Source organism: uncultured Algoriphagus sp. (assembly GCF_963974835.1).
Lineage (GTDB): Bacteria > Bacteroidota > Bacteroidia > Cytophagales > Cyclobacteriaceae > Algoriphagus.
This window is the reverse complement of record NZ_CAXBET010000010.1, coordinates 1-14439: the sequence shown is the minus strand read 5'-3', so window position 1 is coordinate 14439 and position 14439 is coordinate 1. Positions and strand designations below refer to the sequence as shown.

General features: G+C 37.8%; 11 protein-coding genes. 10 read left to right on the top strand and 1 reads right to left on the bottom strand.

Translation table 11 applies throughout. The features are described 5' to 3' along the window. Window positions 1–2: 2 nt before the first annotated feature. From AACZ73_RS17135 to AACZ73_RS17090, 10 genes are all read left to right on the top strand, one after another. Window positions 3–4142 carry a two-component regulator propeller domain-containing protein gene (locus AACZ73_RS17135; protein WP_339879743.1) on the top strand — a complete coding sequence of 1380 codons (4140 nt, stop codon included), beginning with the start codon at window positions 3–5 and terminating at the stop codon, window positions 4140–4142. A gap of 212 nt (window positions 4143–4354) precedes the next feature. Further along, entirely contained in the window at window positions 4355–5743 is a 1389-nt protein-coding gene (locus AACZ73_RS17130) for a site-specific integrase (RefSeq protein WP_339879742.1), read from the top strand. 13 nt (window positions 5744–5756) lie between these two features. Then, a complete protein-coding gene (locus AACZ73_RS17125) occupies window positions 5757–6593 on the top strand; it encodes a hypothetical protein (RefSeq protein WP_339879741.1) in 837 nt (278 codons plus the stop codon). An 88-nt stretch (window positions 6594–6681) separates the two neighbouring features. Then, window positions 6682–6957, top strand: coding sequence for a helix-turn-helix domain-containing protein (locus AACZ73_RS17120; protein WP_339879739.1), 276 nt, complete (start codon window positions 6682–6684; stop codon window positions 6955–6957). 106 nt (window positions 6958–7063) lie between these two features. Beyond that, window positions 7064–8266, top strand: a complete 1203-nt coding sequence (locus AACZ73_RS17115; RefSeq protein WP_339879737.1) for a VapE domain-containing protein — start codon at window positions 7064–7066, stop codon at window positions 8264–8266. Between the two features lie 222 nt (window positions 8267–8488). Beyond that, on the top strand, window positions 8489–9361 hold the full coding sequence (locus AACZ73_RS17110) for a toprim domain-containing protein (protein ID WP_339879735.1): 873 nt from the start codon (window positions 8489–8491) through the stop codon (window positions 9359–9361). A gap of 8 nt (window positions 9362–9369) precedes the next feature. Next, window positions 9370–9801, top strand: a complete 432-nt coding sequence (mobC, locus tag AACZ73_RS17105; RefSeq protein ID WP_339879733.1) for a plasmid mobilization relaxosome protein MobC — start codon at window positions 9370–9372, stop codon at window positions 9799–9801. Then, the gene (locus AACZ73_RS17100) at window positions 9791–10975 is read left to right on the top strand and encodes a relaxase/mobilization nuclease domain-containing protein (RefSeq protein ID WP_339879732.1); all 1185 of its coding nucleotides are present in this window, start codon (window positions 9791–9793) and stop codon (window positions 10973–10975) included. The genes mobC and AACZ73_RS17100 overlap by 11 nt, the downstream gene beginning before the upstream one ends. 927 nt (window positions 10976–11902) lie before the next feature. Next, complete coding sequence (locus tag AACZ73_RS17095; RefSeq protein WP_339879730.1) at window positions 11903–12994, top strand: Fic/DOC family N-terminal domain-containing protein; 1092 nt, start codon at window positions 11903–11905, stop codon at window positions 12992–12994. A 622-nt stretch (window positions 12995–13616) separates the two neighbouring features. Continuing rightward, window positions 13617–14276 (top strand): ankyrin repeat domain-containing protein, encoded by a 660-nt coding sequence (locus tag AACZ73_RS17090; protein WP_339879728.1) that lies wholly within the window; start codon window positions 13617–13619, stop codon window positions 14274–14276. A 71-nt stretch (window positions 14277–14347) separates the two neighbouring features. Here AACZ73_RS17090 and AACZ73_RS17085 read toward each other — a convergent pair. Next, window positions 14348–14439 (bottom strand): GDCCVxC domain-containing (seleno)protein (locus tag AACZ73_RS17085; protein ID WP_339879956.1); only part of this gene is annotated, 92 nt, incomplete at its 5' end.

Here is a 14439-nt window from a genome sequence, read left to right as displayed (position 1 = left end):
AAATGAGCAAAAAAATCCTTCTTTCGATTTTTATTGGGATTATTGAAGGCATTTTTCGTGATTGTGAGTTAATGAGACCCATTATATTAACTTTCCTACTATTATGTTTTTGTGCAAGTGCAAATGCTCAAAAACTTGATTCAAGGTCTGTATTTTCCGATCAAAACCACCTTACCTTTTACTTGTTGGATGTAGAAGATGGCTTATCCAATAATTATATCAATCACATTACCCAAGATTCCTTAGGGTTTATCTGGATTGCTACGATCGATGGATTAAACCGCTACGATGGGCATACTTTTCAAATCTACCGGAAAAGCAATCTTAATCCACAATCCGGACCATCGTCAAATTACATTGAACATTTGGAGATCACCCAAAACCAAGATCTTTTACTTGCCTCCAATAAAGGATTAAGTAAATATAATCCAAAGACAGACCTTTTCACCACGTATGATCGTTCCTCTGAAAACTCAATCAGTTACATAATCAGCCAGCCAAATGGAGAACAGATTATCGCTAACTACGAAGGAGGAGTGGCTATTTTGGAGGCTGACAGTATTATTTCGTTTTATCCTCATTCTCCTTTGCAGAAAAACACTCTTTCTTCCTCACGAATTTCCTCGCTTGCCATACAAGGGGACTCCGTGCTTTGGGTCGGACACTTTGATAAAGGGTTGGATAAGATCGATCTGAAAAAGAATACCATCAGTCCGGTTTCAACCTCAAATTCTGCTTTCCCCGAAAATATAAACAGTCTTTACACTGATGAGAAAGGAAATCTGTGGGTTGGCTCTAACGATGGAATCAGGGTAATTACTGCAAACGCTGATACTTTAGCAATTATAGAAGCTAAGTTCCCTGACAAGGGATTAAGTGATGGAAATGTCCTTTGCTTTGAAAAAGGTCCACTAGGCAATCTATGGATCGGGACAAGAAATGGAGGGCTGAATATCTTGAATACCTCAAAATTCCTCAAAATTCAGGAAATTCAATTAAAATGGTTCAAGCCTCAACAAGATGGATCAAGTGTATTCAACAGGACTGTGTCTTCTCTGAAACTTTCTAGCGACGGCTACATGTGGATTGGAACAAGTACAGGGCTAAATTTTGTAAATCCTTCAGGCGACCCTGTCAAATTGATTACAAGAAACCTGTCAAAAAATCAGACAATCTCCCATGACAGGATTGGTTCCTTGGCAAAGGGAAAAAATGGAAGCATCTGGATCGGAACTGACGGAGGTGGCTTGGATCATTATTTCCCCAAGACTGATGAGTTTCGACATTTCTCTCACGATCCAGCAGACCCAGGTAGTATTTCCAATAATTACATTCTGTCCATTTTGGAAGACAGCAAAAACAATCTCTGGGTCGGAACATATCAGGGAGGATTAAATTTGTTAAATACCTCCACAGGCAAAAGCAGGCATTACCTTCAGGAAAGTCAGGAAAAGGGCAATGACGTAAGAAAAATCTTTGAAGGCAAAAACGGTCAGATTTGGGTAGGTACAAACCGAGGCGGACTGTATCGTTACCATCCACCGATTGACAATTTTGACTATGTGAAGTTATTGGGGAAAATAGACATCCGCGACATAGCCGAAGATGATTTGGGAAACCTGTGGCTGGCTACATTTGGGGATGGAATAATTAGATACAATTACCTCACTGGAGAACAAGAACTTTTTAATGAAAGTACTATTCCCGGCTTTCCAGTCGAAGTAGTCTTTGGAATAGAAATTCTGGAGAACGGAGATATTTTGGCAGGAAGCAGATATGAAGGCTTAATCAGGCTAAATCCTGAAAATAAAAAGTTTACGCTATTTACAAATGAAAACGGGCTCAGCAATAATTCCATCAACAGTCTTGCAAAGGGAAAGAATGGAAAAATCTGGCTAGGAACTTACCGCGGAATCAGCTATTTCGACTCCAATACCAATACGGTAGGCAATCTCAATTCCATAAACAATATTCAGCTAAGTGAATTTAATATAGGAGCCTCACTGGTGACAGACGCGGGAGAAGTTTATCTGGGCGGAAATAAAGGCATCAATGTGTTCAATCCTGAGACTTTAGAAAACCTTACTACCACCTATCCGCTGATCTTCACCGATTTGAGACTAATGAATAGGAAGATTACCGTGGCAGCTTCTGACGACATCCACTTAAAAAGCAGCCTCCCCTACCTCAGGGAACTTAAACTGGATCACGATCAGAGTTTGATTTCTATAGACTTTGTAGCGCTAAAATTCCCCAGAGGAAAAGATGTGCACTATGCTTATAAGTTAGAACCTTTTCACAGCCAGTGGATCGAAACTAATGAGACTGGCACGGCCAATCTAAGTAATATTCCCCCGGGAAATTACACCTTGAAAGTGAAAGCCAGTTCCGGCGCCCAAGCCATCTCCGAAAATCAATTGGACATAATTATCTCTCCACCATTTTGGAAAACGTGGCCAGCGTACCTGTTCTACTTTGTTCTGATTGTTACTTTAACAGTTCTTGGTATGCGCTATTATGCGGAAAGGCTAAAGTTGAAAAATTCGCTTTTGTTTGAAAAAAAACAACGGGTATTAGAGCATGAGCTTAATGAAGAGCGGGTCCAGTTTTTCACCGGGTTTTCCCATGAGCTCAAAACTCCCTTGACACTCATCATGGCTCCTTTGGATGACTTATTACGGGAAATCACCAATTCAAAACATCTGAAAGGAATTAAAATGGTGCAGAAAAATGCAAAATATCTGCACGAGATGATATCCAAACTTCTGGAGTTTAGAAACGCCGAATTGAATGTTAATGAACTGAATTTAGAATCACGAACCATCGTATCGCCTATCAAGCAGTGGGTAGAGCAATATCAGCCTCTGGCAAAACACAGGGGAATAAAGCTGAAAAGTGATTTACCAAAATCCGATTTTAGTGCAGAAATCGATCTACAGAAGTTTCACATTATTTTCAACAACTTACTATCAAACGCATTAAAATATTGTCGCGCCAAAGATCAAATCACTGTCTCCCTTGAAGAAAAGCAGGATGAATTTGAGCTGATCGTGAGTGACAATGGTCCGGGAATTCCCTATGAAGATCAAAGTCATATATTCAACTGGTACTATCAAAGTGGAGAAAATGCTAAAGCTCAAGGTGCCGGTATTGGATTGGCATTGACCAAAAGGCTGGTCGAGGATCATAAGGGCACCATTCACGTACTTAGCAGTCCTGGAAATGGCAGCACTTTTTCAATTTTAATTCCCAAAAAAGCGAGTGTTTTTTCTTCCTTTTTACCGGAAAAAATCAACAAGGAATGGATTCCTGACCATCAGCCTATACAATTAGAACGCAGCATAAACTTGGATTTGAAAGAAAACCGAGAGGTGCTATTAATAATTGATGATAATGCACAGATCCTAGAATATCTAGATAATTCGCTGAGCGAGGATTACGATCTACTATTTGCCAAGAATGGACAGGAAGGATTTCTAAAAGCAACGAAGTACATCCCTGATCTAATCATTTCTGACGTTATGATGCCGGAGAAGAATGGCATTGATTTATGTGGGATGTTAAAACAAAACCATGGAACCACTCACATTCCTGTGATCTTGCTTTCTGCCAAAGATAGTATCGAAAGCATTACCTCAGGATTTAGTAAAGGAGCAGATGACTACATCACTAAGCCATTCAAAAGTCCAATTCTTAAATCAAGAATAAGAAATCTTCTGGACTCGAAAATACGAATGCGATCCTACTACCTTGGGAAAGATATCCAATCAAACGAGTTGACCTCCACGGAAAAAAGTGCTATCGATAAAGAAAAGTCATTTTTAAAGGAGCTGCAAAGCCATATACTTGCTGGGATTTCTCAACAAACCACTGACGTGGACACAATCTCTCAGGCGATGGGAATGAGTAGAACATCCTTGTTCAGAAAATTAAAGGCACTCACCGGCCAAAACATCAACCAATACATCCGAACAGTAAAAGTGCAGAAAGCAGCTTATCTTATACGTGAAGAAAACCTTGGTGTAGCCCAGGCTGCTTATGAAGTTGGTTTTTCTAGCCCCAAGCACTTCCGAAAGCTTTTTAAAGAACAATACGGCTACTTACCATCAGAGGCTAATGATGCAAACAGTAACAAGTTATAGTGAGGAGATTTATAATGTTGGGAAACATAATCCAGCATCTTTTAAAAAAACAAAAACCCTAACCATCAACATATCTGACAGTTAGGGTTTTAATGTGTAGAGAGGAAGGGATTCGAACCTTTCTTACACAACTTATCAAAAGTAGGCCTATACTATCATTAAAGGGCTTTTTTGTAAACTCCATGTCAAGAACTGACAACCTTTAACCACTTTTGAGCGACAAATTCGCTACTGAATTCGCTACTGAAAATTTCATTGAGTATCTTTCGAAAATAGACGATAGGACAATGGAAGCGACATTTAAGTTTGTTTTAAGGCATGATTTGGAGAACAAGAAAGGTGAGCAGCCTTTGATGTTGGTTGTCCATTTGGCAGGACAAAGGAAATTGATTTCTACAGGAATAAGACTAATTCCTGAATTATGGTCCGCCGAAAAACAAGAAATTGTTGACATGACGGCAAAACAAAAAACTCAGCTTGAAAAGAAGTTTGGGTCTGTAGTACCTCCAAAGAGCCATCTCCTCCAATATCAAGATGACCTACTGGAAATCCGGAAAAACATCCGCCACATAGAAGAATCATTTAGAGCTAAAAACTTGCCATATGATTTGGATATGCTGATTTCAAAACTAAAGGATTCCAAAAAGCCTAAGATTAAGAGAAGTGAGCCAACTCACTTGGTTTACGATTTCATTGATCAGTACATCCAGGAAAATGAGTTGACCAGAGTTAAAGGCAGTATGATTGTATATAAATCCCTTAAGAGATACCTAAAAAAATTCCAAGACACTAGAAATGCAAATGTGAAATTTGAGAACATGGACTATGCGTTTATGCAAGCCTTTCAAAACTTTCTGATTAATCATAAAGAGATTCATCCTACCACAGGAACAGTGAACACTCTTAATAATATTACAATAGCAAAGCAACTCAGCACGTTAAAAACCTTTTTAGGGTATGCCAGAAGAAAGGGAATTAAAGTCGCTGACGGCCACAAAGAGTTCACGGTCAAAAAAGACAAGCTTGAAGTAATCGCGCTAAACAAAAAAGAATTCGATAGTCTTTACGCTCTTGATTTAACTTCCAACTCCAGGTTGGATCAAGTGAGAGATGTTTTCCTATTCAGCTGTGTTACGGGATATAGATTTTCAGATTTGTGTCAGCTAAAACGAGAACATATTAAGGATGATGAAATCCGAATGACCATCACTAAAACTAAAGAGCCTTCAATAGTACCCCTCACTCGCATTTCCCGACAAATTCTAAAAAAGTATGAAGAAAGAATTTCTCCACTCCCTATGATATCAAATCAGAAGTTTAATAAATATGTGAAGGAGCTTTGCAAACTAGCTGAAATCAATGATCCTGTAGAGATTATTCGATACCGGGGATCGGTAAGAATAGCCAATATATACCCAAAACATGACCTAGTAAGTGCACATACAGGCAGAAAAACATTTGTCACCATCTCCCTCGACAAGGGCATTCCCGCTGAGGTCGTGATGAAAGTCACTGGTCATTCTGATTACAAAAGCTTCAAGCGCTACATTTCAGTTGATGAAGAGCGGAAAAAAAATGAAATGAATAGAGCATGGGATTAAACCAATTTTAAAAATGAGAAAATTTGACTCCAAACTTTCACTCGGTCAATACAAAGCAAAAGAATCATTCTGGTATTTTGATGAGCTCTCTGAGGAGGAAAGAATTTTAGCCTACAGACTAGGTTGGAATATTTTTGATCTGAACAAAATGTTCTTTGAAGATTTCTCCTCCTTTCATAAGAGAAAAGGATTAATACTTCAAAGTCTCGGATATTTAATTGGCACTATACTTTTCCTGACAGTATTTTTCATTCTCCTCGCTCATCCATCTGTCATAAAATATGCTTTCGGCATTTTCGTATTGGCGGGATCAATTATGACATTCATAGTGATAATAGGCAAAGCAAGAAAAAACTTACGTGAAACAATACGATTTTTTAAATACATAGACCCAATTGACAAACCTGAAAATCATCAAGCATTTTTAAACTTAGAACTCGATGACCATTCAGAAGCTAAAGAATTCTATTCCAATTTGAGAAAGGGAAAAGATTATGTCAAAGAGTCAATCGAGGTAGTCGAATTTGACAAAACCATTTCACTCCTTACCATTGATTTCTTGATAGGAAACTTGGGTGCTTTTAATGAAGTCAAACAAAAAGCATTGCAAAATGATCATGATTTGTCGAGCGGAGGATTTGACAAAGTTATTTCAAGCGTCGTGGGTGGAACTGACAGAGGTGTCAGAGCTTATTTTTCAAAAATCTCCGAAGAATTAATTCTTTCAAAAACTTTGAGTTCACAAAGGAAAGACCAACTTTTTAAAGTTAGGGGCATATTTATTTCAGCTGGACTAAAAAGAAAAGCAGCTTTAATTGATGATTTCATACTAAATAGAGCAGGTAAGTAAACTAGTATATTCTTTTTGGATAGTATCCCACTAACTATCCAAGAACATTTATGTGCAGATTCGGCCAGAAACAAAACTTAAGCCGATTATGAACAATCTAATTCTAAGTCCCATCGACAAAGGGCAACTCATCAATGAAATAGCAGAGGCTATCGTCTTCAAGCTGTCCACCATTTCTACACCTTCTACTCCAGAAGAAGAATTCATTAACATCCCCGAAGTGATGAAGCTCTTAGGAAAATCTCGCACTACCATAAATAATTGGAGAAAGGAGGGATTTCTAAAAGAGCACCTTATAAATAGTAGCGTCTATTTCAAAAAATCAGAAGTCATGAATGCTGGCAGGCAGCGGAGAAAAAAATAAAGCGAATCCTTTCGAATTCGCCTTTTTTCTTGTGGAAACAGAATCTCCGTCTGACAGCGTAAAGATACTGGTTCTGCATTCATTTTCAAACTCTTAATGCAGCATCATGAAAAACAGAAATCCTTTCAAGCGATTGGATGATGACTCCAATTCTCCCATGGTAAAGATGATTCGCTATTTAATAAGTAAATATGACTTTATTAATAATGTGGTGGTCTATGAAGTCTTTGCCAGTGAAAAAGAAAAAAACAACTACCTACGGGTCAATCCCCACACCTTATTAATAGAGGCGAAATCAGCAGGACATAACACTTCACTTGCAGACATCAATTCTTTTCTAAGCAGTGACTTCATCCCAAAGGTTAATCCATTGGAGGTCTATTTTGAAAAACAGGAACAACACTGGAATCAGGAAGAGCATGGAGATTATATAGAGCGATTTGCCAATTACATCCAAGTTCTGGATCCCGATAGATTTAAAGTCCAATTCAAAAAATGGCTAGTCCGATGTGTTGCATGTAGTCTAGATGACCAATACTTTAATAAGCAGGCACTGATTCTAGTTCAGGACAAACAAAACAGTGGAAAGTCAACGCTGACGAGGTTTTTGACACCATCGGATCTTACAGAATACCAGACCGAGAACATCTCTATAGATAAAGACAGTTTGATTGCGCTCTGTCAAAACTTTCTGATTATCCAGGACGAATTGTCAACCCTGAACAAACAGGAAATCAATGCTCAAAAAAGCTTGATGAGTCGATCCTATATAAAAGTGAGACACCCTTATGACAGAAAGCCAACAATGGAGCCACGAAGAGCATCTATCATTGGCTCTACTAATAAGGCCGAATTCCTTACAGACGATACCGGCAGTGTCCGTTGGCTATGCTTTACGCTAATCGGAATCAATTGGTCTTACAAAAAAGAAATAGATATCAATCGCGTTTGGGCTCAGGCCTACAGCCTCTACAAAAGTGATTTTGAATACAACATGACAACTGAAGAAATTCAGGAAAATGAGTTGGCCAATGCCCAATTCAGCACCATCACAATGGAGTTTGAGCTAGTCCAAAAATACTTTGAGCCAGGAAATAAGGAGGATAAATTCATGACTCCCTCAGATATCTTCCAATACCTGAATAAAGCAGAAGGATCACAACTCAAGATCAGCAGAGAAGAAATCGGCAAAGCTCTTAAGCGACTTGGATTTGAGCGATTTGTAAAAAGAGGCTATAGCGACAAGTCCTACCCTGTCAAGGGCTATTACATAAAAATAGCAAATCCACTTACTACCTTACTACAATGAGTATATAATACTGATAATCTATCACTTAAATGTAGTAAGGTTAAATTGATAAAGGTTACTACGGTTACTACATTATCGATTTTGTAGTAAGCGTAGTAACCATAAAAACCCGAAAAAAGAGGAAGGTGACTACACATATCTGATTGATTGTCAAACACTTTAAAGTGATGTAGTAACGTAGTAAGCACCTCAGGCAATTTTAACAAACAAACCATAGAAATCATGAACTGTAAACAAGCTAATCAAATCAGCATCATAGAATATCTTTCACAAATAGGCATATCACCAAAAAGCACAAAGGCAGATTATTCATTCTTTCTCTCTCCATTAAGGATGGAAAAAACACCATCATTCAAGGTTGATCACAATTTAAATCTATGGGTAGATTATGGTGAATGTAATTCAGGAGGGACTTTGATTGATTTAGTGATAAAGCTGAATCCCACCTATTCAATACAGGATGCGTTAACTCATGTGGGAAATTTGGGAATTGACTCTTTTTCTTTTCATCAGCAAAAAGATAAGATCTCAGATCATGAAAACTCTAAAATTAAAGTATTAAGCACTAAACCCATTGGGACAAATCAGGCGATCACAGACTATTTAATCTCTAGAGAAATCCAACCTGAAATCGCTGAGAAATACTGTAAAGAGGTTTATTACTCGGTGGATGGCAAAAGATACTTCGGGGTAGGAAATGAAAACTCGAATGGCTGGTCAATAAGAAACAAGTACTGGAAGGGATGCACAGGACAAGGTAGCAGTGTCTATTTTAACACTAGGGAGTTTTCAAACCTAGCCGTATTTGAGGGAATATTTGATTTAATGAGCTTCATTCAAATGGATCAATTCAATCTAAAATCAAGTGGGTTTGTTGTTCTCAATTCTCTAGTAAATATCAAAGAGCTAAAGGACTTCTATCAACTATATGATAATGTCAATCTGTTTCTGGATCATGATGAAGCGGGTAAGACATTAACCGCAGATCTACTCATGAGCAACCATAATTTCACCGACAAAACTTCGCTTTATTCTCCATTCAAAGATTTGAATGAAATGCTCGTGAATGAGAATTCTCATAGGTACTCCAGATAAGGGTCGCTTTGCGAAGCAAGCTATGTTTCGGTCATACCGAAACGCTTGCTTCGCTTCACTCAGAAATCAAAAACTCACTCCGTTCATTTACCGATATGGCCAGACCTAAGCTACCGAAAAAAGAAAAAAAGAGCATTAAGTTCTCCTTCAAAATGGATGAAGGGGAATTTGAGCAATTGGCAAAACTTTGTGAATACTCAGACCTAAGTGCTTCCGAAGTAATCCGATCCTGTGTGTTTAAAAATAGGCTGCCGAAAGCACGTATTCCGATTCTGGAAAAGCAAACCTATATAGAGCTGAGAAAAATCGGAACCAATATCAATCAAATCGCCAAACACTACAATTCTAACAAACCCGTATCCTCTGACAAGCTCACAGCTTTCCAGGCTTTACAAGAAAAACTAAATCTTCTAATCAAACTTCTAGTCAATGATCACTAAGGTATCCATTGGAACATCATTCATGGGAGCACTGAATTACAACTTGAAAAAGCTCTACTCAAAGGATGAATCACAAAAAGCTGAATTGCTTGTGACAAATTTTGCAAGCCTTAAACAGCAGGCTATCAAAAACGAATTACGCTTGATTCAAAGCATAAACCCAAGGCTGAAGCGGAACACCTTTCATACCAGTCTGAATTTTGGCAAAGATGAATCCATTTCCAATGAAAAGATGCTGACCATTGCTGAAGACTACATGAAGAAAATGGGCTTTGACAACAACGCCTATTTCATATTTCGCCACCATGACACCGACCATCCACATTGCCATATACTGGCACTTCGGAATCGATTTGATGGCTCAGTGGTATCTGACAGCAATAATTACCAGCGAAGCGACAAGGTTGCCAGAGAGTTGGAAATTAAACATGGTTTGGAACAGGTGAAGTCCAGCTTAGAATCACAGGTAAAGGCACCCAACAAAGACGAAATAGAAATGTCGTTGAGAACAGGAAAAGCTTCTAAAAGAATGATGCTTCAGGAATTGGTGGGCAATGCTTTGAAAGAAACCAACAGTGTTTCTTCATTTATCAAAAACTTGGAAAATAACGGGGTCAACCTGCTTTTCAATCAAGCCAGTACAGGTAGAGTTTCGGGGATTTCTTATTGCTATGGAGGATTTATAGCTAAAGGCCAGGCATTGGGAAATCAATTCAAATGGGGACAGATATCCAAATCATTACACTATGAGCAAACTAAAGACTTTCAATCAATTGACGAAGCAAACAATCGAACAAGAGCAGCATATCCGCAGGGAGGAAATGACTATAAAACTGGAAAACCAACAGCTGATCGAATGCCTGATGGAACTTCGAAACAATCAGCAGCAGATCAGGAAGAATCAAAAAATCCTTCAGGATCAAATCTATTCCAATCATCAAACACTGATCTCGAAACAGAATCCCAGGATCGAGAAGCTGCTTTCGAGTATGACCGACAACCGGAAAACCTACAGACAGCTGATCACAGGGATACGAATAGCATTTTTCACGCTCATAGTGCCATTGCTAGCCTTGGTGAGTTGCTTGCTGCTGCTTCGACTACTGGGAATGTAGATGACGACAGCAAAAGGAAAAAGAAGAAGAAAGACAAAAATATAGGCTTAGGGCGCTAATCAGGCTGTTTTTGATATATCCGTATATCTGTATATATAGATATATACGCATATATATTTAACCCCTTTCACTGAGATTAGGTGGACACTGGCCAAACCTTCTTTCACGCAGTTAAAAATCGTCAGCGGATAAACTCAGGAAAAACTACCACAGAAATTTGAAATTAAGGTAACCCAAAAAGTTATTTCCGTAATTTTCATTGGCCTTTTGAGTGGCCTGAAAATCCCAAAATAACTTTTCTAGACCTTCGCGAAGAAATCAGAAATTCAAGCAACTCTCTATTTAGGAAAATCTCATTGAAGATAATGGGACGAACAGGGAACCACTTGAGATTAAAAACAGCAATTGATGAATTGGCTAAAAAAAAATAAAGTGAAAATAAACTTTATAAAAAGCTCCTCAGAATTCAACCAAGCCACTTTTTTATTTTTGCTGTAAAAAACAAATGAAAATAAAAATCAGAGAATAAAGCTGAATGCTAAAAAGAGTCAAGGTAAAGTTCTTATGTGATGGTCATGTGATAACAAATTGATTTAAATTTTCAATCCCTTGATTATCAGCCATTTTTTATATCACAGTTATGTGATGGAAAGTGGAAAAACATAAACTAGCGATGGATCAAAAGTATATCTAATTTACTGTTTAGTTCAAATCATTCAAAAGAGTTTTAGATAAATTTTAGACAAGATCAAATTACATCTGTCTGACTTTAAGGTTTTTATGAGATTAAATTTAGATAAACTTAGACGAGGCTTAGATAAACTTCAGATAATCGCTCATTTAAAATATTGCCAATTACGAAGCCAGCAATCCCAGTGAAGAGGCTATGGGTAGCGTCTCATAGATGAGATACAAAACAATTTGTATCTCATATTTTTGAAATAATGAGACACAACACTATCTTGTGGTGCATAGATGAGATACAAATGAAACCTTACAAACCACAAGAACTTCTTTCGACCAACTTAGACTGGGCAGCCATTGTTGATTTACTGAGTACTGCCAACCGCCAGCTCGCCCGATATGACGGACTACTTCAGTCAATCATCAATCCAGAAGTCTTGCTATCACCTCTTCGCACTCAGGAAGCCGTGCTGTCTTCCAAAATAGAAGGTACACAGGCTACACTAAAAGAAGTGTTAGAATATGAAGCTGAAAAAGTCCAATCTTCAGAAAAACAAGGGGACATTAAAGAGATTATCAATTATAGGAAAGCCTTATTTGCTGCAAAATCAAGACTTAACTCACTACCCTTGTCTCTTCGATTGATCCGTGAAATGCATGCTGTGTTAATGCAAGATGTTCGTGGAGAGAATAAAGCTCCAGGTGAATTTCGGAAAATCCAAAATTGGATAGGAGCTCCGGGAAGCACTATGGATACCGCCAGATTTGTTCCTCCCACAGTTCAGGATATGCTTCAGGGATTGGATGATTGGGAGAAGTACATTCATTTTGAAGAAAAAGACCCGCTTGTACAATTGGCAATTATCCATGCCCAGTTTGAAATATTACATCCATTCTTGGATGGAAATGGTCGGATAGGAAGAATTCTGATTCCTCTGTTTTTATTTGATAAAGATATTATCAGAGAACCTGTATTTTATCTTTCAGACTATTTGGAGAATCATCGCCGGGATTACTATGACGCGCTAAAGGACATCACTGATACAGGAAGCTGGACAAATTGGATTAGATTTTTTCTGGGAGCGATTATTAGCCAGGCAAAGAAAAATAATGATCAAACCCGCCAAATAGTGGCACTTTACGAATCTATGAAAGAGCGCATAGTAGCGGCAACTCATTCTCAATTTGCTGTAAATTGCCTGGACTTTATTTTTAATCTTCCAGTTTTCAATAGTGGAAGATTTTATGAAGAGTCTGGAGTGCCTAGGGCATCTGCCTCTCGGTTACTTAACGCAATGGAAGCAAATCAGATAATCAAATGTATTGAGAAGGGATCTGGCAGAAGAGCATCTCTTTACATTTTTGAACCATTGCTTGATATTGTAAACCAATAGGAAACTTGTGTATCATGAAATATGCACAAAATCATTTGCGTCTCATAAAGCAAGTCAGATGAGACAAAAGCACATTTTGTATCTCATCTGTAATACATAAAAAATAAATAAGCAAAACAGCTTTGGGTGGTTTTTACTTTTCCAACCCTACGAATGCACGAGAATCCAACGGGATGAAAACCAATTTATGACCATCTAAATTTTGGCTAGTACCGTCTCATAAAAAGTGAGCAAATGGATATTTGAGACCTTGATTAAAGAGATGAGATTATAAGACTAAAATTCGGTCTTTTCAGCGGAAGTACCCTTACCAAAATCTGTCTCATAAAACGGTCGTTTATTGAGACTTTTATGATTTATTGAATCTGGGTAACTGGTACTGGCAAAATATGCCATATTTAATTTGTGAAGCCTCTTGTTCTTTTCCTCCAAAAAAATTCTTTCTTCATCAAAATCGAGACAAGCTCTAATAGGGCATAGTCCATCTTCAGAAAAGTAGTAATTTCAAATTAACCCAAAAAAAGTTGGAGTTGGAAGTATTGAAAATGATTGACTTCTTGCTGAAAATGAAAATGGAACCGATTTTTCAAGACTTTGATATGAAGCCAAAACCTGTTTTTAAATGAAAATATTTACTCAAAAGGTCAAAAAATTGATTGAGAGAAAGGATTTTCAAGTGCTGACTAAATTACTTTCAGAAAATCCGAATCTTGCCAACAAAGGAATTACAATTCCTTTCGATTTTTTTTGTAGACAAAAAAAACATCCACTTCATCGGATTTGCGATGCTATTTTTGCGAGAAAAATTTCGGATGATGAAGGAATTATATTTGCAAAGATTTTCTTGGAAAATGGAGCAAAAATAAATGGCGACAAAATTAATGGTGGTGGAACTCCCATTCTTGCTGCAGCTAGTCTTCACGCTGAAAAACTCGGAATATTTTATATTGAAAGTGGTGCCGACATTCATTATACATATCAGGACAATGGTGAAACTGCATTACACTGGGCATCATTTTGTGGTAGGGATAAATTAGTCGACCGACTAATAAGGTCTGGGGCCGAAATTGATGGACAAGACAAAACTTATAATAGCACCCCACTTGGCTGGGCAATCCATTCATTGCAATCAAATGATACAGTAAATAAATTCCACCAAGTCGATTGCATAAAACTGCTCTTACAACACAGTGCAGTGACAAAAAAACTGGATAAAGGAAAATATGACTACTTGCAATTTATGGCTAAGAATGATTTAGAATTGCAAACCCTAATGAATTAAAAATTTTGTAACGCCAGATATTACTCTGTGAAGATCAATAGAGGATGTCAATATTTAATTTTTTTCAATGTTTAAGAACAACAAGGCTTGTTCTCTTGAATAGGAGGGCAAGGCACTGTTCCATAGGAGCAATAAACACAGCAATCTCCCTTCTTAGGTTTCA

What these genes read in the sequence shown, in the direction of transcription:
- AACZ73_RS17095 (WP_339879730.1), top strand. Translation starts at nt 11,903, where the DNA reads ATGAAACCTTACAAACCACAAGAACTTCTTTCGACCAACTTAGACTGG.
- AACZ73_RS17120 (WP_339879739.1), top strand. Translation starts at nt 6,682, where the DNA reads ATGAACAATCTAATTCTAAGTCCCATCGACAAAGGGCAACTCATCAAT.
- AACZ73_RS17110 (WP_339879735.1), top strand. Translation starts at nt 8,489, where the DNA reads ATGAACTGTAAACAAGCTAATCAAATCAGCATCATAGAATATCTTTCA.
- AACZ73_RS17125 (WP_339879741.1), top strand. Translation starts at nt 5,757, where the DNA reads ATGAGAAAATTTGACTCCAAACTTTCACTCGGTCAATACAAAGCAAAA.
- AACZ73_RS17135 (WP_339879743.1), top strand. Translation starts at nt 3, where the DNA reads ATGAGCAAAAAAATCCTTCTTTCGATTTTTATTGGGATTATTGAAGGC.
- AACZ73_RS17100 (WP_339879732.1), top strand. Translation starts at nt 9,791, where the DNA reads ATGATCACTAAGGTATCCATTGGAACATCATTCATGGGAGCACTGAAT.
- AACZ73_RS17090 (WP_339879728.1), top strand. Translation starts at nt 13,617, where the DNA reads ATGAAAATATTTACTCAAAAGGTCAAAAAATTGATTGAGAGAAAGGAT.
- AACZ73_RS17115 (WP_339879737.1), top strand. Translation starts at nt 7,064, where the DNA reads ATGAAAAACAGAAATCCTTTCAAGCGATTGGATGATGACTCCAATTCT.